We start from the raw sequence: 21251 nt of genomic DNA, 5'->3' as shown, positions 1-21251 counted from the left end.
TGGTTTACTCCAGTCGCTTATATCCTCGTGCTGAACCACGAGGTTTTACGCTCCAGTGGATAAAGCGGCCCGTCATTATGCGAATGATCCCCGCTTTAATATGGGCACTTGGCGGATTGAAATTCTGGCCAGTTATAGCAGTGCAATTTTATTGCTTGTGGTAGCCGGTTTTATGGCGATTCATTCAGTAGAACGTCTCTTTTCGCCAGTTCAGATTCATTATAACGAAGCCATTCCAATCGCGATTTTAGGACTATTGATTAATCTGGCCTGTGCCTGGTTGCTGCATGATGATGGGCACCATCACCATGATCATCATCATGGGCATTCCCATCACGAGCATGATAATAATCATGGTCATCATGACTTGAACTATAAAGCGGCCTTTCTGCATGTGGTTGCTGTTGCTGTAACTTCTGTTCTGGCTATTATTGCTTTGATTGCCGGAAAATATATGGGCTGGGATTTTCTCGATGCAGTACTGGGACTGGTCGGCTCAGTCTTGATTGCACGCTGGGCGATTGGCCTGCTAAAGCAAAGTGCCAAGACTTTACTGGATGCCGATATGGATGCCCCAGTGGTCGAAGAAATACGTGAAGTCATTGCTGAATATGGGAACGACCTACACTTAACTGACCTGCATGTATCGAGAGTCGGTAAAGGTAAATTTTCCTGTTTTGTTGCCGTTCAAACGGGAATCCCCATTAGTGCCGATCAAATCCGTGAGGCGATCTCTATTCATGAAGAAATCGTGCATATCTCGGTAGAAGTCAATCAGCATTAAAGGGTCAATGTTCCACGTGAAACATAACTGATTGATCAGTTCGATTTGAACATCAGGCTACATAAAATAGTCAGAATTTTCTTTTTAAAAAGACTAAAATCGAAACACATTTAACTTGGACCTGAGCAGGACATTCATGCAAATAAGAAATATGCTGCTGGCTTTGACCCTCTTCCCTGGCCTTAGCTTTGCCAATGTGGATACAGTTAAAGCCAATCTGGCAAAAAACAGTCCCAACCTAAAAATTGAAAATATTCAGCCTACCGAAATGAAAGGAATCTATAGCGGTTCCATGCAGGGGCAGATTGTCTATCTGAATGAAGATGCCCAGCATCTCCTAGCCGGTTCAATGTTTCGTATCCAAGACCAGCATAATCTGACTCAGGATTTATTACTCAAACAAAACAGTGTCGACTGGAAAAAGTTACCGCTTCAGGATGCGATTAAATCAGTCAGAGGGACCGGAAAACGTCAGCTTGCCATCTTTTCTGACCCAAATTGCCCGTATTGTAAACAACTTGAAGTAGAGCTGAAAAAACTCAAAGATGTCACGATTTATACCTTCATTCTGCCTTTAAAACAGCAGTCAATTGCGCCGTCCAAACAGGTTTATTGTGAAAAAAATCCGGCCCAGGCCTGGGAAGACCTGATTGGTCAAGGTATACAGCCTAAATCGAAAAAGAGCTGTAGCAATCCAATTGAACGTAATAAACAGCTGGCACAATCACTCGGTGTAAATGGCACTCCAGCGATTATTTTCTCGAATGGTTTTAAGGTCATGGGCGCTCAGCCGGCAGAACAGATTGAACAAGGCTTCAAAGAATTCGGCCTGTAAAATTCTGACTATGCTCAATAAAAAAAGAGCACCTATCTAGGTGCTCTTTTTATGAAAGAAACTTATTCCAAGCAGAGCTTAGATTCGTTTACGTTTGGTCACCATATTATAGATAAATAGGATGACTACGGCACCAATCACTGAGGCAATAAAGCCTGCGGCAGAATCTTGGGAATACAAGCCCAGCATACGTCCAGCAAAGGTCGCAACCAGTGAACCGGCAATCCCCAGCAGGGTCGTAACAATGAATCCAGCCTTGTCATCACCAGGATGAATCGCGCGTGCAACCAGACCCGCAATAAAACCCACCACAATCGCAACGATAATTGACCACATCAGTATACTCCTTGTTATCATGTCTTTGTTTTTACATCAGGTTTATCTTGCGGCAAGAAAAGCCCTGAAAAAAGTCATGTCCTGCAACGGGCTGTTGCGTTTTTGTTTGCTGTGTTACTGAAATGATTCAAGAAATAAAAAAAGTGGCACGAAGCCACTTCTTTTAAACCGGTTCTTAAAGACCGATTTCACCAATAAATGGAATATGACGGTATTTTTGATCATAGTCCAGGCCATAACCGACAATGAACTTGTCTTCGACTTCAAAGCCCAGGAATTTTACTTCCAGCTCGATTTCACGACGTGAAGGTTTGCTCACCAAAGTGCACAGTTCAATTGAATTTGGCTGACGGGTTTGCAGGATTTCCAGGACTTTGCTTAAGGTATTACCTGAGTCGATAATATCTTCAACCACCAGCACATCTTTACCACGGATTTCACCGTCCAGATCTTTCAGGATTTTGACATCACGGCTCGAAATCGTACCGCCGCCGTAGCTGGATACAGTCATGAAGTCGAGTTCATGTGGCTTGGTAATGGCACGACACAAGTCTGCCATGAAAATCACTGAACCGCGTAACAAACCGATAAGTACAAGCTCTTTGTCACTATTGGCATAGTGTGCATCGATTTTAGCACCAAGCTCTTTGACTTTAGCTTGAATTTCTTCAGCGGAAATCATTACGCTCATTTGAACGGTCATGGGTAGATACCTAAAAAATAAAAATAGCAAAATAAAAAAGGTGTTGACCTGCAACACCTGAATTGCAGCAATTTTAATACATCCTTGCTTGAGATGCACCTGTTTTACTTGCTGTAAATGTAATCAATTTTCGGGCTGCTGTGAATCTCTCTTCAGCGCAAAGGCACAGACGGCGACGATTGCAGCCAAAATGATCCTGCGCTGACGCGATTTATTGGGCCTTGACATAGACAGCCTGTCCATAGACATAAGTTGCTGCAATATTACGGTCATCTCCCAGCATGGTCAGTGCAAAAAAGGTGTCTTCAATATTTTTGGCTCTGCTCTGACGCAGTTGTTGTAAAGCGGTGGCATTAAGATCCAGCACCACAAAGTCTGCTTCTTTGCCCGCATTGAAATTCCCCAAGCGGTCATCCAGACTTAAGGCTTTCGCACCACCCAAGGTCGCATGATATAGCGATTCAAAAGCCGAAAGTTTTTCTCCTTGCAGCTGTTGTACTTTATAAGCTTCATTTAAGGTTTGGAGCTGGTTAAAGGAGGTTCCTGCCCCGATATCAGTACCCAAGCCGACTTTCACGCCTTTATCCCAAGCTTTCTTCAGCGGAAATAAACCGCTACCCAGGAACAGGTTTGAGGTTGGGCAGAAGGCAATCGCAGAGTCGGTTTGATGCATGCAATCCCACTCCCCTTCTTCCAGATGCACACAATGCGCAAATACGGATTTAGCGCCGGTCAGTCCATAATGATGATAGACATCCAGATAGCCTTCACGTTCCGGAAAGAGTTCTTTTACCCAGGCAATCTCATTTTTGTTTTCACTGAGATGAGTATGGATATAAACATCTGGATATTCGACTTTTAACTGCCCTGCTTTTTCCAGCTGTTCAGGCGTTGAGGTCGGAGCAAAACGTGGCGTAATCGCATAAAGATTACGTCCTTTACCATGCCATTTCTCAATCAGGGCTTTAGAGTCGCTATAGGCAGATTCTGCAGTATCCGTCAGGGCTTCAGGTGCATGGCGGTCCATCAGCACTTTACCGGCAATCAGACGCATATTCTGTGCTGTAGCCGCTTCGAACAGTGCTTCTACCGAAGCCGGATGAACGGTACAGAACACCAAAGCTGTGGTTGTGCCATTCTTCAGCAATTCCTGAATAAAAAACTGTGCAATTTTCTGGCTATAGGCTGGATCCTGAAACTGGATCTCAGTCGGGAAGGTATAAGTATTTAACCATTCCAGTAGCTGTTCCCCATAAGCACCGACCATTTCGGTTTGCGGGAAATGGATATGGGTATCAATAAAACCTGGCACGATCAGCTGCTCAGGATAATGAGCTACCTGCACTCCTTCAGGCAGATGCTGCTGCCCCTCTTCCCAGCTGCCAAACCATTGAATCTCACCATTCTGGCTGATGAGCAAGCCATCTTCTACATATCGCACTTGGTCGTGAATTTCACGCGCTTGGGCAACCGTATTCTTGATATCCAGGAAGCGACCGCGTATTGCCGTCGTTGCAATGATAGAAGACATTTAAAACCTGCGCTTTTTGATTTTTTCGATTGATTGTAGCTGAAAAAATTAGCATGTTTATATGAACATTCATATTTAACCATGCGTATTTTTTATGAGATCAGACAATCACGAATAATTTCAACAGAGCGTGCGTATACAGCTGAGCTTATAGACAAATAAAAAAGCCTGCATCAGCAGGCTTTTTTTATGATTAGCTTTACAGCGTAGTTTCGTTATGTTTCTTGCTATGACGAATCGACAAAATCGCAGTCACCGTCAAGACAATCACAATAAAGCTCAGTGAAATCCAGATCGGCATATGGAATACATCCAGCATCAGCATCTTAAAGCCGATAAAGACCAGAATCAAACCTAGGCCATAAGGCAGATAATGCATTTTTGAGGCTGCACCTGAGAGCAGGAAGAACATTGCACGCAGGCCTAAAATCGCCATCAGGTTCGCTGTTAAAACAATAAAGGGATCGGTGGTGACAGCGAAAATGGCTGGGATCGAGTCTACCGCAAAGATCACATCAGAAGCTTCCACCAGAATCAGCACCAGAAATAATGGCGTTGCCCACAGGACACCGTTCTGATGCACAAAAAATTTATTGCCACGCATTTGCGGCGTAATCCGGATATGTTTGCGTAGCCATTTCAGAACTGCCATATCTTCAATATCGGTATGCTCTTCTCCTTGGCCGCGCAGGAATTTAAAACCGGTATAAACCAGAAAAGCACCGAAGATATACAGAATCCACGAGAACTCCTGTACGAACCATGCGCCAATAAAAATAAAGATGGTCCGCAGAATAATGGCACCCAAAACGCCATAGAGCAGCAGCTGGCGTTGCAGTGCAGGAGGAATAGCAAAGGCAGCAAAGATCATCAGCCAGACAAAGACATTATCAATTGCCAGAGATTTTTCCAGCAAATAACCGGCAAAGTATTCCATCACCTTCTGGTTTGCCAGAGCAGCCCCTGAAGTCTGTTCCAGATACAGCCATAATGCACCGCCAAATAGGGTCGCTACACTGACCCAGGCAATACTCCAGTAGGCGGCAGTACGGACTTTGGTGGGCTGTCCGTGCTGATGCTTAAAGCCGATAAAATCGATGACCAGCATCACTGCAACGATAATGAAAAAAGCCAGATACAGCCAGGGTGTACCAATTGTTTCCATGGGAATTCTCCACATCGGACGACTGGCCATAAAAAAACCTTGACCAGCTGCCAGATGAAAAACATCTATAACAACATGATCAAGGTCTTGCCTACATCTTTGTGCTCTACTGGAGGAGATCCAGTGGCATTTCAAGATGCTCAGATACCGACTTTTTGCAAAGTGTAATGACGATATTCTGACACGTTTAAAAACTGAAATTTCATTTTTAAACGTTTGGAGGAGGCTACTCCCCTTGTTCAAACTCAATTCTGTTTGAGCAATTGCTCAATATCAGATGAGCATGACAGATTTTATGCATAATCACAAATTATTTTACAAAAAGCAGCGTTTAATCAGCGGCTTTGGGCAAAAAGTCCAAACGCTGAACCAAATAAAGACTAAGCAGAAATCCAAGGATCGCCAGCCCTGCGCCTACCCAGCCAATGCTCGATAGCCCGATCTGAAGCGTGACCATACTGCCAAGCAAAGCTCCTCCGCCAATCCCGACGTTATACAGGCCTGAATAAATGGCCATGGCAACATCTGTGGCATCTGCAGCTAGGTTCAGGGTTTTGGATTGTAGAGCCAAGCTGAAACCAATGATGCTCAAACCCCACAGCAGAGATAAGCCAGAGAGGCCTGTGACTGTGCTCGACAAGGGCAATAACAGCAGCATGGAAATAACCAGTCCAAAAGTAAAAGCAGGAATAGTCATTTTCGGAAACTGTGCGGCAAAGCGGCCAAACAGATAAGAACCCAAGAATCCTGCTCCGCCATAGACCAAGAGTAAAGTCGTGGTCTGGGCTGAATCAAAGCGGGCAATATTCAGGGAAAATGGTTCAATATAACTATAAGCGGTAAATTGCGCCGTAATCACCAGAATGGTGAGAGCAAAGACCAGCATTAAGCTTGGACGTTTGATCAGGCTTTTTAAGCTGCTGATGGAGCCTGAATTGACACTTGGAAGCAATGGCAAGGTTTTGGCCAGAATCAGGCAAATGATCAATGCGAGACATGCAATCAGGGCAAAACTGTTACGCCAGCCATATGCCTCACCAATCATCCGGCCAAATGGAATACCGAGCACCATTGCCATCGCCGTTCCGGTGGCCAATAAACCGAGTGCCTGAAACTCTTTACCTTTCGGCGCAACTCGGACTGCGAGTGATGCGGTAATCGACCAGAACAAGGCATGCGCAATGGCAATCCCTATCCGGCTGATCACCAGCGTGCTAAAACTCCAGGCAAAATAGGACAGCACATGACTTAAAATAAAGACCGCAAAGACCAGCATCAGTAGAAAACGCCGTTCTATGGCTTTAGTGAGCAGCATGATCGGAAGAGATAGTAGGGCCACGATCCAGGCATAAATGGTCAGCATGATGCCGGCCTGAGTGGCGGACATGGCAAAGCTTTGCCCGATTCCACTCAGTAAGGCCACAGGAATAAATTCAGTAGTGTTAAAAATAAAAGCCGCGCAGGCTAAAGCGATGACACCAATCCATTGCTTGGTGACGGAAGAAGCGGAAGATGAGTCAGACATACGAAGTTGCATGCAAAAAGATGCTGCATTCTAATCCTGTCTTTCTGAATTAGGGAGTAGTTAAAATTAAATTTTTGGGGTGACATGCGATGACTCAAACTGCATCACCCTCAATCAGGCAAAATAGAGAAATAAAAAGTTATCAATATTTGAAAAAATTCACAGGAAATGATGAAAGAAAATAAAAAATTTAATCTAATATTAAAAACTTAACAATAATTCATATTATTTCTTGAGGAAGATGTTTTAAATTAAATAAACCAATAATTTTATCAAGGGATCAGCCTTCAGTATGGACATTCAACATCAAGATTCAAAACGCGGCGGTGTATTTTTTATGGAGGAAGATGGTCGACGTCTTGCTGAAATTACATATCAGTGGCAAGAAGCATCGACCATCGTGGCTGATCATACCTGGGTAGATAATTCCTTACGCGGTCAAGGTGTAGCACGCAAAATGCTGGATGTGCTGGTCGATTTTGCCCGCAAGAATAGTTTAAAAATTATTCCCCAGTGTTCCTATGTAGATGTCATGTTTAAACGTGATCGCAGCCTACAGGATGTTGCAGCTGCTATTTAGCAATTGAATTAAACTTATCCAAAATAGAGATATGTTGTAATTTGCCCTTAAGTGCAGGTACAGAAATACGCTGCAGCAGGTTATATACGCCATAACCTGCCATCAGGCCTATGCTGTTCCATAACACTTCTTCATATTTACCTAACAGCATAAGTATTCCCATCGTCAGGCTTACACTGATATAAAAAAACATACGACGGCGAACAAACTGTAAAAGCGTCCAGCCTACAAAAACTGAACTGAGCAGAATGTTGGTCTCGGTCGTCAAGGCCATCTCATTCAGCATAATCAAAAGCATAAAACATATACACAACAACGCTACAGTGAAAATCAGATCTTTTAACATCAGGTTTCACTCCTTCATCATTATCGCTATATATCTGAAATCATTGATTTCCTCTCAGGAGGTAATTGTTAGAAGTTTTCTTTGGAAAAGCAAACCTAAAACAATGTAAGCAAAAACGGATATTTGCTTAAAAAATGATCGACTTAAATTAAAATAATTGATTAAATTATGCTTTTAATTCTTTCTTCAGTGAGATGACCTTATGCTACAGCTTTGCTACGCCAGTGAACGGATAGAATCTGAACAAGAGTTATTACAGGATCTTAGCGATATATTATCTGTAGCGAGAAAATTTAATAAAGCTCATCAGATTAACGGGGTTTTATATTATTCCCACGGTAAGTTTTTTCAATGTCTGGAAGGTGAGGCAGAGGTGGTAGAAAATCTGTTTCAGAGTATTTGCCGTGATCCACGCCATCATCAGGTGCTTCGCTTTCAGGATGCAACGGTAGAACGTCCACATTTCTCGGAATGGTCAATGAAATATGTCCATAAACACAGTGAAATTTCTTCTTTATTTTCACGTTTCGGTTTAGGTCAGTTTGAACCTCATGCACTGCAACAGGAACAGCTGGGGGCATTCCTGGAACTGCTCTATCGTCTGGATGAAAATCAGGCCAATCTTGCTTCTCCTCAAGGTTATAAACAGCGTGGTTATATTCCCTATTTTTAATTGATGCTAAAAAATAAAAAAGTCCGCATAGCGGACTTTTTTGTTGCCAATGATGATCTAAGTCATTTCAATCATGACCTTTAAAGCCTTTTCGTCAGAGGCATGTTTAAACACATCATAGGCCTTTTCAAATTCAGCAAACTTGAAGTGATGGGTGGCCAGTTTTTCCAGTGGCAGTTTGCCGGAGCAGCAGGTTTTGAGCAGCATCCCGGTGGTATTGGTATTGACCAGGCCAGTGGTGATGGTCAGGTTTTTAATCCAGAGTTTATTCAGTTCAAAATTGACGGATTTACCATGTACACCAACATTGGCCAGATGGCCGCCTTCTTTCACAATATGCTGGCAAATATTCCAGGTGGCTTCCAGGCCCACCGCTTCAATGGCACAGTCCACTCCTCTTCCATCAGTGAGGTCCAGTACACGTTGAATAGCATCCTCATTGGCTGAATTCACGGTATGGGTGGCACCGACAGTTTTGGCAAATTCCAGCCGGTTATCATCGACATCGACCATGATGATATTGGCTGGAGAATAAAACTGAGCAGTGAGCAAGGCACTCATGCCGATTGGGCCGGCACCGACAATCGCCACATTGTCTCCCGGTTTGACCTGACCATATTGCACACCAATTTCATGTGAGGTCGGTAAAATATCTGAAAGAAAGACCGCAACATCTTCATTCAGACCTTCTGGTAGGTGATAGAGAGAAGTATCGGCAAATGGGGTTCGGACATATTCGGCATGAGTGCCGTCAATCATATAGCCCATGATCCAGCCACCCTCGTTTCTACAATGGGCATATAGCTGTTTCTGACAGTTTTCGCAGGTGCCGCAGCGGCTGACACAGGAAATAATCACCCGATCACCTTTTTTAAAGTTTTGAACTGCAGAACCAACTTTTTCCACAATACCAATACCTTCATGACCGAGAATCCGGCCATTAAAGCTGCCGGTTTTTTCTTTTGCGACCTCTTCAATTTCGGGGTTTTTACCTTTCCAGATCCCGAGGTCGGTACCACAAATGGTGACTTTGCTAAGTTTGATAATGGCATCAGTAGGTTGCAGAATTTGGGGAATAGGACGTTCTTCAAAACGAATATCATTGGTGCCGTAATACACCATGGCTTTCATTGTTGTCATGACAGATCTCCTAAGGGAATGAGGGTCTGAACAAGAGAGATAAAGTTATTTTTTTGCTGACTTTGTACCTTGGAAAATAATCAGGAGGGTGGAGAATGAAAGAGAATGGAAATGCTGTTGTTCTTATTGATTGTGCCTAGAGCACTCAAAGACTGCAATGGGTCTTATGTTCAGATTGCAACAAAAGATAATGAAAAGAAGAAAGATAAATTTTAGCTGTTTTAATAGTGAAATAAGAAAGTTGATTTGAACTTGAATGAAGTTTAATTTTCTTAAAAAAGATAGAAAGCGAATTTAATTTTTAAAATAAAAAAGCCCGCTATTACGGGCTTTTTTATATAAATTTTTAAGCTTTTAAGGCACTAATCAGTTTTTGATGCAGACTGCCAAAACCACCATTGGACATGATTACCACCGCATCGCCCTCACCTGCTTCAGCCACCACGGTTTGGATAATCTCATCCAGGGTACGTGCAACTACAGCTTTATTCGGTGCAGCGTCAATTACCGGTTGCAGATCCCAGTCCAGACCTTCAGGTTGATACCAGATCACTTCATCCGCCAGACGCGCGGAATGTGCCAAACCATCTTTATGGCTGCCCATGCGCATGGTATTGGAACGTGGTTCAATAATCGCCCAGAGTTTGCGTTCACCCAGACGTTTACGCGCGCCTTCTAAGGTCGTATCAATCGCCGTCGGATGGTGCGCGAAATCATCATAAACCTCGATACCACGGACTGTGCCTAACAGTTCCATACGGCGCTTAACACCGCCAAAGTTTGAAAGTGCTTCACAAGCCGTTTCAATAGAGACACCGACATGTTCAGCAGCAGCAATCGTTGCCAGTGCATTGGCTACACTATGCTGACCCGTCATATTCCATTTCACTTCGCCTTTCACGATACCGTGTTGCAGCACCTTGAAGTGAGAACCATCTTCTGAAAGCTGTTCAGCATAAAGCTCAGATTTTTCATTGGCATCTAATGAAGTACGAACCACAGGTGTCCAGCAGCCCTGCTCTAGCACTTCATCAATATTCGTTTCAGTAATTGGCGCAATAATACGGCCTTCACTTGGAATGGTACGCACTAAATGGTGGAACTGTTTCTGGATTGCCGCCAGATCATCAAAGATATCGGCATGGTCAAATTCAAGGTTATTTAAAATGGCAGTTTTCGGATGGTAATGCACGAACTTGGAGCGCTTGTCGAAGAAAGCAGAATCGTATTCATCGGCTTCAACACAGAAGTATTTGCCACCACCTAAACGCGCGCTTTCTTTAAAGCCAAGCGGAACACCGCCAATCAAAAAGCCCGGTTCCAGACCGGCCTGATCCAGCACCCAGGCCAGCATGGTGGTGGTGGTGGTTTTACCATGGGTGCCGGCCACGCCCAGAACATGCTTGCCTTGCAGCACATGATCGGCCAGGAATTGTGGACCTGAAACATATGGTAGACCGGCATTGAGCATATATTCCACCGCATCAATACCACGTTTCATGGCATTACCGACAATCACCAAGTCCGGATGCGGCTGTAAATGGCTGCGGTCATAGCCCTGCATTAAGGTAATGCCTGCATTTTCCAGTTGGGTCGACATCGGCGGATAAACATTTTGGTCGGAACCGGTCACGGTATGACCCAGGTCACGCGCCAACAAGGCCAGAGAGCCCATAAAAGTGCCACAAATACCCAAAATATGCAGATGCATCCGCTGTTACTCCACTGCGTGTAAGACCGTACCATTCTTGTTGATGGCCTGGTCATGATGTATTGAATTGTCAGCAACGATAGCAAGGCTGTTTCGGAAAAGATAGTCATTCTTGTAGGGATTCGTTGACTGGAATCCGAAAAAATTAGGCATTTTCCAGGTGGATGCTAACCGTGAAAAAAATCCACATGGCCACACTGCTTTTTTAGCCTGAAACCGTACAATAGGCTGATGTTTTCTGGATGCTGCCGCCTATGTCCTTCCCTTTACTGCTGTTAATTATTTCCAACTGTTTTATGACTTTGGCCTGGTATGGACATCTGAAATTTTTGCATGGCGCACCGCTGTGGCAGGCCATTTTGTTTGGCTGGATGATTGCCCTGCTCGAATACGCCTTTATGATTCCGGCCACGCGCTTGCTGGCCCAGCATGGCTGGTCACTTGGGCAAATGAAAATTACCCAGGAAGTGGTGACCCTGCTGGTCTTTGTGCCGTTTATGCTGTATCTGTTCAAGCAGCCGTTTAAAATGGATTATCTTTGGGCCGGTCTGTGCCTGCTTGGTTGTGTTTACTTCGTTTTTCGCAGCAGTTAAGTCTTATTCAGGCTGTGGCAGATGTGGAAAAAGTGCGGCGAAATCTGCTTGAATCAGCGCCCGTTCTGGTGCGAAATCAAAGTGATGTAAACAGCGTTGTAGCACTTGCATTGCCATCTGCGTGGCCGCCTGTCTGAGTTCCGGTTCCGGCACATTCTGCTCAATCATCGACAGGCATTTCAGCAGGCGCTGATTTAACTCCAGATTCTGGGCAGAATCGCGGGCCAGCGGCATAAAGCTGCCATAAATCAGGTCTTGCAGATCAAAGCACTCAATACTGAGATGCGGACAGTCACAGCGCGTCGCCTCCGGGTCCGGGCGACTGTCAATCAGAATCCGGGTCAGCGCATTCAGTGCGCTAATGCCAGAACCGACATCATTAATTGCACTCGACATGGCTTTTTGCCCGACCTCACTCATCACCAGCAGACAAAAACGCGGGTCCTGCAGAAAACTGCGATTGGTTTCAATAATCAGATGCTGCAGAATCTGATTGTGGATCTGCTGTTGCTGTTCTTCGGACAGCGCCTGCGGGCTATAGACTTCGACCAGCGCAGTCATCGGATCTAAAAATTTGCCCGGCATAGATGGCAGATGTAAATGCAGTTGCTGCTGCGCGGCAATCTGCTCCAGTCCGGCCAGATCGACATGGTTAAAATAACCGGTTGTGCTGCTATAGACGCAAAAGCTGGGCGCAAAGGCAGGCTTATGCCCTGTTGCCCCCAAATCCGGTTGATGCCGGAACTGGCCCAAGGCCTTTTTGGCCGCAGTTTCAATCTTGTCGATGGTGGTGGTTAAATTGCCGAGTTTGGACAGGGTTTGTACCCAGTGAATCAGGGTATAAATCAGGTACATCAGCACCAGAATGGTACTGATAAACAGCACAAAACGTCCGGATGGACCGTAGTACTCCAGCCCCAGGGCAATTTTGGCAATCACTGCATAAATAAAAGCGGAAATAAAACTGGAAATGGCCAGCCGGGTGTTGTCATCGCTCATCATCAAGCTATAGGCACGTGGTGTGCCGCTGCTTGAAGCCGAAGCAAAAGCTGCCACCATAATCGACAATGAGAAGGTCGTCACTGCCAGCATGCTGGAGGCAATAATATCCAGCAAGCTGCCCAAGGTGTCGATGCTGATATTCGGTACCGTACTGGCCGGAATAAAATACTGGCTGGCGATGGCAAATAATGAAAAAAATGTCGCAAAGATGGCACCCAGCGCCGGCATCAGCCATAAGTTTTCTGAAGGGTTTTGTAGCCAGATTTTAAGTTTGAACCACATGGAAACTGCCCTGAAAATATCTTTAATCTAATCTTAAGTTATTCATTACAAAAAGCTTTATCTTGATAGTTATAGCGTTTTTTTTACCGCTGTATGTCCTCTTTTTGTATTTTTGGCCTATTGCCATCATTGTATTTTCTTCAGTTTTACAAACAGATAATTTTAATCTTTATTCTTGCGCCGAACTTTAGCCAGCCGGTTTTTCAGTCTATAATACGGAGCTTATTCATTAAAGCTTGGCTCTCGTCGAGATTTATCTTTTTTCACTTAGTCTCTGGAACATTAGCAATGAATGCGGCCGCAGCACAAGACGCTCCTCTCGTTGGAATTATTATGGGTTCTCAATCTGATTGGGCAACTCTCGAACACACTGCCAATATGCTCAAGCAGCTTGGTGTCCCATTTGAAGCGGAAGTGGTTTCTGCGCACCGTACCCCAGACCGTTTATTCGAATATGCCGAAACTGCGCGTGATCGTGGTATTCAGGTGATTATTGCCGGTGCGGGTGGCGCTGCCCATTTACCGGGCATGTGTGCAGCCAAGACAGATCTTCCAGTGCTGGGTGTGCCGGTTAAATCTTCTATTTTAAATGGCGTCGATTCACTGCTGTCGATTGTACAAATGCCGGCCGGAATTGCGGTAGGTACCTTGGCAATTGGTCCGGCCGGTGCCACCAATGCTGCCATTATGGCTGCCCAGATTCTGGGTTTAACGCGTCCAGAGATTGCGAAAAATGTCGCAGATTTCCGTGCGGCACAAACCGAGAAAGTCGCAAGTAACAATATTCCAGGTCAAATGTAAGTCCAAGCTTAATACGGGATCAAACACAATGGATAAAACCATCGGTATTTTTGGTGGCGGCCAGCTAGGCCGGATGATGGCACAAGCCGCACTACCTCTAAATATTCAATGTACGTTCTTTGAAGCCAATACGGACTGCCCTTCTGCGGCTTTGGGTCCGGTTTTTTCAACCAAAGCTGTAAATGGCTTGCAGGACTTTATCAATAGCGCAGATGTCTTCAGCCTAGAGTTTGAAAATACGCCGCTGGCTGATGTAGACGTTTTAACGCAAAACAAAGATCTGCATCCGCCACGTCAGGCATTAGCTATTGCACAGCATCGTCTGTCTGAAAAAGCCCTATTTGATGAACTGGAAATTCCGGTTGCACCGTATAAAGCGGTGACTTCACTGGAAAGCTTGCAGGTGGCCGTGGCTGAGCTTGGCTTGCCGATCGTGCTGAAAACCTCTCGTGGTGGTTACGATGGTAAAGGTCAGTTTGTTTTACGTTCAGTCGATCAAATTGATCAGGCGTGGACGGAACTCGGCCCTGCTGGTGAACTGATTGCAGAAAGTTTTGTGACTTTCTCTCGTGAAGTATCCACCATTGCGGTACGTGGTCAAAATGGTGAGGTCAAAACCTGGCCATTGGCTGAAAATCATCACCATAACGGCATCCTGTCGCATTCCATCGTTCCGGCACCCAATAGTGCGGATCTGCAGCCAGTCGCGCAGGATTACATCACTCGCCTGCTCAATCACTTGAATTATGTGGGTGTCTTGACCCTTGAGCTGTTTGTGACAGACAAAGGCCTGTATGCAAATGAAATGGCACCACGTGTGCATAACTCAGGTCACTGGTCGATTGAAGGCGCTGTCTGCTCGCAGTTTGAAAACCATATTCGTGCGGTCGCAGGTCTGCCACTGGGTTCAACTGAAGTGGTGCGTCCAACCGTGATGGTGAACATTATCGGTCAGCATCCCAAATCTGAAGATGTCCTGACTTTAGAAGGCGCACACCTGCATCTGTACAATAAAACAGAACGTGAAGGTCGCAAGATTGGTCACATCACTTTGATGCCCACAGACAGCGCTCAGCTGACCACTTTATGCCGTCAACTGGCGAAGATTTTACCGAATCCATTGGCATTGAGCGAAGATATGACCATCTAAGCTTTAAGCTGCTGATAAAAAAAGCGATCACTTCGGTGATCGCTTTTTTATTTGTCCAGATTCAGGCATGATTGCGCCTCTTTAAAAATCCCCTGCCATTGGTCGGATCATTTTTAAAATCAATTGCTTATAAACTGATCAATTGAGTATAAATATAATAATTTAATTCGCTGCTATTTTGGGCTGAATTCTGGGTTATTCACTTGTGGATAAACTTAATATTGAGTTTGAATTTAAAACTGGAAATAGATTTTGAATTTAAATTCATAAAAATAAATTCAAATTTAAAAATGAACTTTGAATTTAAACTTCGCTGCTTAAATTTAAATTCAAAAATATGAATTCAAATTTAAAAGCTGATCAATGAATTCAAAGTTCTGAATTTAAATATAGTTACTTCTAATAAAAATGAATTTAAAATAGAAATACTATATACCAGAAGCCTTTGGCTGATTGAGCAGTCCTAATCTAAAGACAAGTTATCCATAATAAATTTTTAAATTCAAAAGTAATTTCCTAAGTTTTGAATTTAAATTTAAAAAATGAGCCTGATTTGAATTTAAAATGGACTTGTGGATAAGTTTTTAAATTTAAAAGCTACAAAATGAATTCAAAAGTGTAGGAATTATGAATTTAAATTTACGCATTGGCGCTTTAATTTTCGTCATGAGCTGCTAAGGTAGAAACATAATTCAAAATCTAAATATTTAAGGGTCTTATGCAACGGCTTGCACTTTTTGTTGGTTCTTTGGTTTTAGCTGCTACACAGGCACAGGCAGAACTGATTATTAATGGTCAGCGTGTGACATCAACGGATATATCCTCTGTTCCGAGCAGCCCCGTCAATTATGCGTCCCAAAATAATTTTCAGAATTGTCTTGCCAATTTGCGCAGTCAGGCGATTGCACAAGGCGTAAGTGGTTCAACCTACGATCGTTATACGCAAAATTTAACACCCGATTATTCTGTGATTGAAAAGCTGAATTATCAGCCTGAGTTTTCGACTCCGATCTGGGATTATCTGTCCGGACTGGTGGATGAAGAGCGTGTGCAGCTGGGTCGACAGAAACTGCAGCAACATCGTGAGGTATTAAACCGGATTAGCGCAGCCTATGGAGTGCCGGCAGAAACGATCGTAGCCGTATGGGGTGTAGAAAGTAATTTTGGAGATATTTCCGGAAAATATCCTTTATTACAGGCCTTAGGTACTTTGAGTTGTGAAGGTCGTCGTCAAAGTTATTTCCGTGGTGAGTTCTTTACCACCATGAAATTGCTGCAACGGGGTGATGTCTATGAAAACCAATTAAAAGGTTCATGGGCGGGGGCTTTTGGTCATACTCAGTTTATGCCATCGACTTATGATGAGCTGGCGGTTGATTTTGATGGGGATGGTCGTCGTGATTTAGTCGGCAGTATTCCTGATGCACTGGCTTCTACAGCTAATTTCCTGAAAAACCGTGGCTGGCAGACTGGCCAACCCTGGGGCTTTGAAGTAAAAATTCCACAAGGTATGTCTGTTGCAGGCGAAGGCCGACGAAATAAAAAATCACTGAGTAGCTGGATGAACCGTGGTGTGGTGCGTGCTGACGGTACTCCGCTATTACAGGGCAATTTATCAGAATCTTCTCAGGCTGGCTTATTGGCACCTGCAGGCGAAAATGGACCGGTATTTTTAGTCTTTAAAAACTTTGATGCTATTTACAGCTATAACGCAGCAGAAAGTTATGCTTTAGCGATTGCACATTTATCTGACCGCTTACAAGGTAAGGGAAGCATTCGGGCAGCTTGGCCAACCGATGATCCAGGCACGTCACGTGCGGAACGTCGCGAGATCCAGCAATTCCTGTTAAACCGTGGCTATGATATTGGTGAGGTAGATGGTCTGATTGGGGATAAAACTCGTCAGGCGATTCGTCAGGAACAAAGCCGTCTGGGTTTAAGCCCGACCGGTCGGGCAGGACAGCAAATCCTGCGTGCATTTAGAAATGAAAATGCCAAACTAATGATGCGTTAGGAAGAATTTAGACATGATCTAAATATGGTTCTTCATCATAAAAAAGGTCTGCAAATATGCAGACCTTTTTTATAACTATATATAGTGAGCTTAAAACTGCTTTTATACAGAGGTAATCGTACCTAGAACGCGATAACCGGATGCGCCTGTCACAGCCGGCAGATTGCCGCTGAGTTGATTCATAAAACGCATCGCCAGCCAGGCAAAAGCCGTGCCTTCCACCCAAGTCGGATTTAAGCCAAGGTCGGCTGTGGTTTGTACGCTCCAATGATGTTTACGCAAACGCCAGCGTAACTGTTCCAATAAATGTGAATTATAGGCACCACCACCACAAACATAAATTTCACCGGTATCCAAACCGGAACGGTAAATGGCTTTTTTAATCGCACGGGTCGTGAGCTTCATTAAGGTAGCTTGCACATTCTCTGGTGTATCTTCAAGTTCATCATATTGAAGATCATTGCGCCAATCAGCAATCTGTTCATCCAGCCATTCCAGATTAAAGTCTTCGCGGCCGGTACTTTTAGGTGGCTCTTTTGAGAAGAACTCATGTTCCTGTAAACGGTCTAATAAGCTACGGATTGGCGTGCCATAAGCTGCCCAGTTACCATTTTCATCAAAAGGCTGGCCGGTATAACGCTGACACCAGGCATCCATCAGAATATTGGCAGGGCCTGTATCAAAGCCATAGACCTGATCCGATTGACCTGCCGGCAGAATACTCACATTGGCAATGCCGCCCAGGTTCAGAATCACACGGTGAATACTCTCATGCTGGAAAATATCTTGATGGAAAGCGGGGACTAAAGGTGCACCTTGGCCGCCAGCAGCCAGATCGCGACGACGGAAATCGGAAATGACCGGAATCTGGGTGATTTCAGTAATGATATTTGGATCACCAATTTGCAGGGTAAAGCCATGTTCAGGACGATGCCGGATGGTCTGACCATGCGATCCAATTGCCTTGATTTGCGATTTGTTTAAATTATTTTCTTCAATCAGCGTATTGATGCCATGACCAATCATCTGTGCCAGTGCGACATCAGCTTTGCCCATGCGGTCGATTTCATTGTCATCTGGCAAAGTCAGTGCCATCAGTTCATCACGAAGATCGGGATCAAAAGGCAAGGTGAGGGTAGCATGAAGCTGAAGTGGATCAAAAGAAGCAGCAACAATATCGACACCATCCATGCTTGTGCCGGTCATTACCCCAATATAGATCGCTGTCATGATTATTCTTAAGCCTGCAATGTGCTGAAAAAGTGTTAGTATATCGCACAAATTGAATAACTGATGTATTTGGATTTTGTGATGTCAAATTTCCTGCCGGCTGAAGAACAACTTGCCCTCATCCAACGAGGCACCCACGAAATTATTTCCGAAGAAGACCTTCTGAAGAAATTAAAGCAGAATCGTCCTTTAAAAATTAAAGCGGGTTTTGACCCAACTGCACCGGATCTGCACCTAGGTCATACAGTTTTAATCAATAAATTAAAAGTATTCCAAGACTTGGGTCATGAAGTGTACTTCCTGATTGGTGACTACACTGCAATGATCGGTGATCCAACGGGTAAGAGCGCAACCCGCCCGCCATTGTCACGTGAGCAGGTGTTGGAAAATGCAAAAACCTATCAGGAACAAGTATTTAAAATTCTTGATCCAGACAAAACCAAAGTCGTGTTTAACTCGGAATGGTTTGCACAAAAAACTGCAGCTGACCTGATTCAATTGGCATCACAACAAACAGTTGCACGTATGTTAGAGCGTGATGACTTCACCAAGCGTTATAACAACCAGCAACCGATTGCGATTCATGAATTCTTATATCCATTGGTTCAAGGTTATGACTCAATCGCTTTAGAAGCTGACGTGGAGTTAGGGGGTACAGACCAGACCTTTAACCTGTTGATGGGTCGTACCCTGCAAGGCCGTTATAACCAGGAAGCACAGGTGTGTATTACTGTGCCAATTCTTGAAGGTCTGGATGGCGTGAACAAGATGTCTAAATCTTTAGGCAACTATATTGGTGTATTTGATGCACCGGGCGCGATGTATCAGAAAGTCCTCTCTATGCCGGATTCATTGATTGAGCGTTATTTCGATCTGCTCAGCTTCAAATCTATAGAAGAAATTCAAGGCTTGCTGAAAGAAATCGAAGAAGGTCGTAACCCGCAAGAAGTAAAACGTATCCTTGCGCTAGAATTAGTAGACCGTTTCCACGGTGCTGAAGCTGCCGCTCATGCCCATAAAGGTGCAGGTAATATCATTACTGAAGGTGAACTGCCTGAAGGTACGCCAGAAGTGACCATTTCACGTGGCGAATTTGGTGGTGAGATATTCATTACTTCAATTTTACGTGAAGCTGGCTTAACCAAAAATGCTGCTCAAGCTAAAGATGCCTTAGGTCGCGGCACTGTAAAAGTGGACTGGAAACTAGTTGATGCGTCTTTTTCTGTGAAAGAGAACGTAACTTTAATTATTCAGGCCAGCAAAAAAGCAATTGCAAAAGTGACCTTCGTTGACTAAGGCTGGTTCTAAGTTATTGAAATAAAAGCAGGCTTCGGCCTGCTTTTATTTTTTAAGTTGTATATGAATTATATAAATATAGAAATTAAAAAAAACCTTATAAAAACAACATTTAAATTTTGCCATTTGGCTTGCATTTCAGGTTTTTTGTGTATAAGATTTATTCGTCTAGAGATTCCGTGAAAAGCATATCTAGAGGGTAATGATCAATAACAGACAACTCCATAATTGATCAGGTCTCTAAGTAAAGAGACAAGTTAATATAATGTGAATAACTATAATAATGACGTAATGGATCGGGTAAGGATTCAATTCTAAGGAAGAGATTTTGGGAGAGATCTCTTCCTTTTTTATTGGTGTTGTCTGGCTATATGTTCAATCTTCAATAAATTCAAAACAAAGATGGATGAATCAGCTTGGATTAAGGTTAAATCCATGGTGAGGTAAATGAATCATCTTTGAATCTCAATCCATCTATAAAAAGAAAGGTAAATAAGGTGTATCAATACCAGACTGAACAGATGTTTGATGAAGACATCGATTTCATTTTGCGTTTTCTCTTCGAATATGAGTCTGCTGAGCGAAAACAAAAATCTTTTGATCAGGTACAGGTCTTATTTCAGCAATTAGATCTTGCCTCCCACTATTTACTCTTTTCATTAGTCAAAGAACGCCTGCCACGTCGGGCCAAATTATTGTTTGCTGCTGAAGACTATAGTGGTAAGAAAGAAGTGATTGAGGAAGTGATGCAGCACTGGATAAAAGATAAATACTCAAATGTGGCTTAATCGATTTTAATCTTCTGCTTATTCTTCTGCGCTTAAGTAAGATTTCCGGATGATCTGAAACCTAGAAAGATCATATCCTTATTTTTGTTCTTTAAAACCGAGTGTTAAGAAAAATCTGTATACAGCAAAGATTTTGATCTTACAAAAAGCTCTATATAAGTCGGATAGAAAACAGCAAAATATGTAACCTGATATAAGAGAGTTTCGGAAAATTCTGGATACAGCCCTTAAATTGTACGGTCTTATTTAAAAATCACAGTTTTTTGATAGTTATCAGGTCTTAATAAATTTTACTGTTTTAAATTGAATTGCAATGAATATAGCTTTTATTGAAGAAAAACGCTCAAAATTTAGATAAAAAAGCGATTTTTTAACGAAATTCGTAGAAAAAAGATACATACGTGAAAAATATAGTGAATTGGGGGTTGCAATGATTCTGAAATCCTCTAGAATGCACCCATACCGACGAGATAGACGGAAACGAACGAAAGGCGAAGCGTTGAGTTGTTAAGTTTATCGAAGTTCAGCTTCTGACATTGACGAGATGTTAGAAAGATCATTAAGAGATTATGAAGAACAACTTGTGTGGATTTTTACTGGTTGATTGATCGAAATTATTTTCATTGATTGATTGGTTTGAATTACTCGAAGTTTATTTGAGCGAAATTTAAGTCAGAAAATTGATGAGCCAAGTTTAAGAGTTTTACTTATAAAACTCGAAATGATTTTAACTGAAGAGTTTGATCATGGCTCAGATTGAACGCTG

General features: G+C 43.4%; 19 protein-coding genes and 1 pseudogene. 10 read left to right on the top strand and 10 right to left on the bottom strand.

Features of this window, described 5'->3' with window-relative positions; genetic code table 11:
• Positions 1–61 precede the first annotated feature (61 nt).
• Both dmeF and FTV12_RS11405 read left to right on the top strand, forming a co-directional pair.
• Positions 62–784: pseudogene (dmeF, locus tag FTV12_RS11410) on the top strand (CDF family Co(II)/Ni(II) efflux transporter DmeF); the annotation flags it as partial.
• Positions 785–920: 136 nt separating this feature from the next.
• Positions 921–1619, top strand: a complete 699-nt coding sequence (locus FTV12_RS11405; protein ID WP_159124456.1) for a DsbC family protein — start codon at positions 921–923, stop codon at positions 1617–1619.
• A 78-nt stretch (positions 1620–1697) separates the two neighbouring features.
• On the opposite strand, the gene FTV12_RS11400 is transcribed toward FTV12_RS11405, so the two are convergent.
• The 5 genes from FTV12_RS11400 to FTV12_RS11380 form a co-directional block, all read right to left on the bottom strand.
• Positions 1698–1955 (bottom strand): GlsB/YeaQ/YmgE family stress response membrane protein, encoded by a 258-nt coding sequence (locus FTV12_RS11400; protein ID WP_034171345.1) that lies wholly within the window; start codon positions 1953–1955, stop codon positions 1698–1700.
• Between the two features lie 175 nt (positions 1956–2130).
• Positions 2131–2658, bottom strand: a complete 528-nt coding sequence (hpt, locus tag FTV12_RS11395; protein ID WP_004780337.1) for a hypoxanthine phosphoribosyltransferase — start codon at positions 2656–2658, stop codon at positions 2131–2133.
• Positions 2659–2869: 211 nt separating this feature from the next.
• Positions 2870–4189, bottom strand: a complete 1320-nt coding sequence (gene guaD / locus FTV12_RS11390; protein WP_180034075.1) for a guanine deaminase — start codon at positions 4187–4189, stop codon at positions 2870–2872.
• A 199-nt stretch (positions 4190–4388) separates the two neighbouring features.
• Positions 4389–5354: a TerC family protein gene (locus FTV12_RS11385; protein WP_180034081.1), complete on the bottom strand. Its 966-nt coding sequence runs from the start codon at positions 5352–5354 to the stop codon at positions 4389–4391.
• A 331-nt stretch (positions 5355–5685) separates the two neighbouring features.
• Complete coding sequence (locus FTV12_RS11380) at positions 5686–6879, bottom strand: sugar transporter (RefSeq protein ID WP_180034080.1); 1194 nt, start codon at positions 6877–6879, stop codon at positions 5686–5688.
• Positions 6880–7171: 292 nt separating this feature from the next.
• Here FTV12_RS11380 and FTV12_RS11375 point away from each other — a divergent pair, with 292 nt between their 5' ends.
• Positions 7172–7459, top strand: coding sequence for a GNAT family N-acetyltransferase (locus FTV12_RS11375; RefSeq protein WP_004780333.1), 288 nt, complete (start codon positions 7172–7174; stop codon positions 7457–7459).
• Here FTV12_RS11375 and FTV12_RS11370 read toward each other — a convergent pair.
• Positions 7452–7805 (bottom strand): hypothetical protein, encoded by a 354-nt coding sequence (locus tag FTV12_RS11370; RefSeq protein WP_180034074.1) that lies wholly within the window; start codon positions 7803–7805, stop codon positions 7452–7454. The two genes, FTV12_RS11375 and FTV12_RS11370, sit on opposite strands and share 8 nt — an antisense overlap.
• A gap of 202 nt (positions 7806–8007) precedes the next feature.
• On the opposite strand from FTV12_RS11370, the gene FTV12_RS11365 reads away from it, so the two are divergent.
• The gene (locus tag FTV12_RS11365; protein WP_180034073.1) at positions 8008–8478 is read left to right on the top strand and encodes a BLUF domain-containing protein; all 471 of its coding nucleotides are present in this window, start codon (positions 8008–8010) and stop codon (positions 8476–8478) included.
• 57 nt (positions 8479–8535) lie between these two features.
• On the opposite strand, the gene FTV12_RS11360 is transcribed toward FTV12_RS11365, so the two are convergent.
• Positions 8536–9618, bottom strand: coding sequence for a zinc-dependent alcohol dehydrogenase family protein (locus tag FTV12_RS11360; protein WP_180034072.1), 1083 nt, complete (start codon positions 9616–9618; stop codon positions 8536–8538).
• Between the two features lie 346 nt (positions 9619–9964).
• Positions 9965–11329: a UDP-N-acetylmuramate:L-alanyl-gamma-D-glutamyl-meso-diaminopimelate ligase gene (mpl, locus tag FTV12_RS11355; protein WP_180034071.1), complete on the bottom strand. Its 1365-nt coding sequence runs from the start codon at positions 11327–11329 to the stop codon at positions 9965–9967.
• Between the two features lie 254 nt (positions 11330–11583).
• On the opposite strand from mpl, the gene FTV12_RS11350 reads away from it, so the two are divergent.
• On the top strand, positions 11584–11922 hold the full coding sequence (locus tag FTV12_RS11350; protein ID WP_180034070.1) for a DMT family protein: 339 nt from the start codon (positions 11584–11586) through the stop codon (positions 11920–11922).
• Between the two features lie 3 nt (positions 11923–11925).
• Here FTV12_RS11350 and FTV12_RS11345 read toward each other — a convergent pair whose 3' ends face one another.
• Positions 11926–13206 (bottom strand): DUF2254 domain-containing protein, encoded by a 1281-nt coding sequence (locus FTV12_RS11345; RefSeq protein WP_180034069.1) that lies wholly within the window; start codon positions 13204–13206, stop codon positions 11926–11928.
• Positions 13207–13494: 288 nt separating this feature from the next.
• Here FTV12_RS11345 and purE point away from each other — a divergent pair, with 288 nt between their 5' ends.
• The 3 genes from purE to FTV12_RS11330 all read left to right on the top strand — a co-directional run bounded on the left by purE (position 13495) and on the right by FTV12_RS11330 (position 17171).
• Positions 13495–14007, top strand: a complete 513-nt coding sequence (gene purE, locus FTV12_RS11340) for a 5-(carboxyamino)imidazole ribonucleotide mutase (protein ID WP_180034068.1) — start codon at positions 13495–13497, stop codon at positions 14005–14007.
• Positions 14008–14035: 28 nt separating this feature from the next.
• Complete coding sequence (locus FTV12_RS11335; RefSeq protein ID WP_180034067.1) at positions 14036–15157, top strand: 5-(carboxyamino)imidazole ribonucleotide synthase; 1122 nt, start codon at positions 14036–14038, stop codon at positions 15155–15157.
• 718 nt (positions 15158–15875) lie between these two features.
• Positions 15876–17171 carry a lytic murein transglycosylase gene (locus FTV12_RS11330; RefSeq protein WP_218949144.1) on the top strand — a complete coding sequence of 432 codons (1296 nt, stop codon included), beginning with the start codon at positions 15876–15878 and terminating at the stop codon, positions 17169–17171.
• A gap of 102 nt (positions 17172–17273) precedes the next feature.
• Here FTV12_RS11330 and FTV12_RS11325 read toward each other — a convergent pair whose 3' ends face one another.
• Complete coding sequence (locus FTV12_RS11325; protein WP_180034066.1) at positions 17274–18401, bottom strand: anhydro-N-acetylmuramic acid kinase; 1128 nt, start codon at positions 18399–18401, stop codon at positions 17274–17276.
• Between the two features lie 63 nt (positions 18402–18464).
• Between FTV12_RS11325 and tyrS the strand changes: the two genes are divergently transcribed.
• A complete protein-coding gene (gene tyrS / locus FTV12_RS11320) occupies positions 18465–19697 on the top strand; it encodes a tyrosine--tRNA ligase (RefSeq protein WP_180034065.1) in 1233 nt (410 codons plus the stop codon).
• A 497-nt stretch (positions 19698–20194) separates the two neighbouring features.
• Positions 20195–20485 carry a hypothetical protein gene (locus FTV12_RS11315; protein ID WP_180034064.1) on the top strand — a complete coding sequence of 97 codons (291 nt, stop codon included), beginning with the start codon at positions 20195–20197 and terminating at the stop codon, positions 20483–20485.
• Positions 20486–21251 lie beyond the last annotated feature (766 nt).

This window comes from Acinetobacter sp. YH12233, assembly GCF_013417725.1.
Taxonomy (GTDB): Bacteria; Pseudomonadota; Gammaproteobacteria; order Pseudomonadales; family Moraxellaceae; genus Acinetobacter.
Note: the sequence above shows the minus strand (reverse complement) of the source record. Positions and strands in the feature narration are given on the sequence as shown.

Bases quoted from the DNA above. Each gene is read 5' to 3' on its own strand.
- FTV12_RS11405 (WP_159124456.1), top strand. From the start codon at position 921: ATGCAAATAAGAAATATGCTGCTGGCTTTGACCCTCTTCCCTGGCCTT.
- FTV12_RS11400 (WP_034171345.1), bottom strand. From the start codon at position 1,955: ATGTGGTCAATTATCGTTGCGATTGTGGTGGGTTTTATTGCGGGTCTG.
- hpt (WP_004780337.1), bottom strand. From the start codon at position 2,658: ATGACCGTTCAAATGAGCGTAATGATTTCCGCTGAAGAAATTCAAGCT.
- guaD (WP_180034075.1), bottom strand. From the start codon at position 4,189: ATGTCTTCTATCATTGCAACGACGGCAATACGCGGTCGCTTCCTGGAT.
- FTV12_RS11385 (WP_180034081.1), bottom strand. From the start codon at position 5,354: ATGGAAACAATTGGTACACCCTGGCTGTATCTGGCTTTTTTCATTATC.
- FTV12_RS11380 (WP_180034080.1), bottom strand. From the start codon at position 6,879: ATGTCTGACTCATCTTCCGCTTCTTCCGTCACCAAGCAATGGATTGGT.
- FTV12_RS11375 (WP_004780333.1), top strand. From the start codon at position 7,172: ATGGACATTCAACATCAAGATTCAAAACGCGGCGGTGTATTTTTTATG.
- FTV12_RS11370 (WP_180034074.1), bottom strand. From the start codon at position 7,805: ATGTTAAAAGATCTGATTTTCACTGTAGCGTTGTTGTGTATATGTTTT.
- FTV12_RS11365 (WP_180034073.1), top strand. From the start codon at position 8,008: ATGCTACAGCTTTGCTACGCCAGTGAACGGATAGAATCTGAACAAGAG.
- FTV12_RS11360 (WP_180034072.1), bottom strand. From the start codon at position 9,618: ATGACAACAATGAAAGCCATGGTGTATTACGGCACCAATGATATTCGT.
- mpl (WP_180034071.1), bottom strand. From the start codon at position 11,329: ATGCATCTGCATATTTTGGGTATTTGTGGCACTTTTATGGGCTCTCTG.
- FTV12_RS11350 (WP_180034070.1), top strand. From the start codon at position 11,584: ATGTCCTTCCCTTTACTGCTGTTAATTATTTCCAACTGTTTTATGACT.
- FTV12_RS11345 (WP_180034069.1), bottom strand. From the start codon at position 13,206: ATGTGGTTCAAACTTAAAATCTGGCTACAAAACCCTTCAGAAAACTTA.
- purE (WP_180034068.1), top strand. From the start codon at position 13,495: ATGAATGCGGCCGCAGCACAAGACGCTCCTCTCGTTGGAATTATTATG.
- FTV12_RS11335 (WP_180034067.1), top strand. From the start codon at position 14,036: ATGGATAAAACCATCGGTATTTTTGGTGGCGGCCAGCTAGGCCGGATG.
- FTV12_RS11330 (WP_218949144.1), top strand. From the start codon at position 15,876: ATGCAACGGCTTGCACTTTTTGTTGGTTCTTTGGTTTTAGCTGCTACA.
- FTV12_RS11325 (WP_180034066.1), bottom strand. From the start codon at position 18,401: ATGACAGCGATCTATATTGGGGTAATGACCGGCACAAGCATGGATGGT.
- tyrS (WP_180034065.1), top strand. From the start codon at position 18,465: ATGTATTTGGATTTTGTGATGTCAAATTTCCTGCCGGCTGAAGAACAA.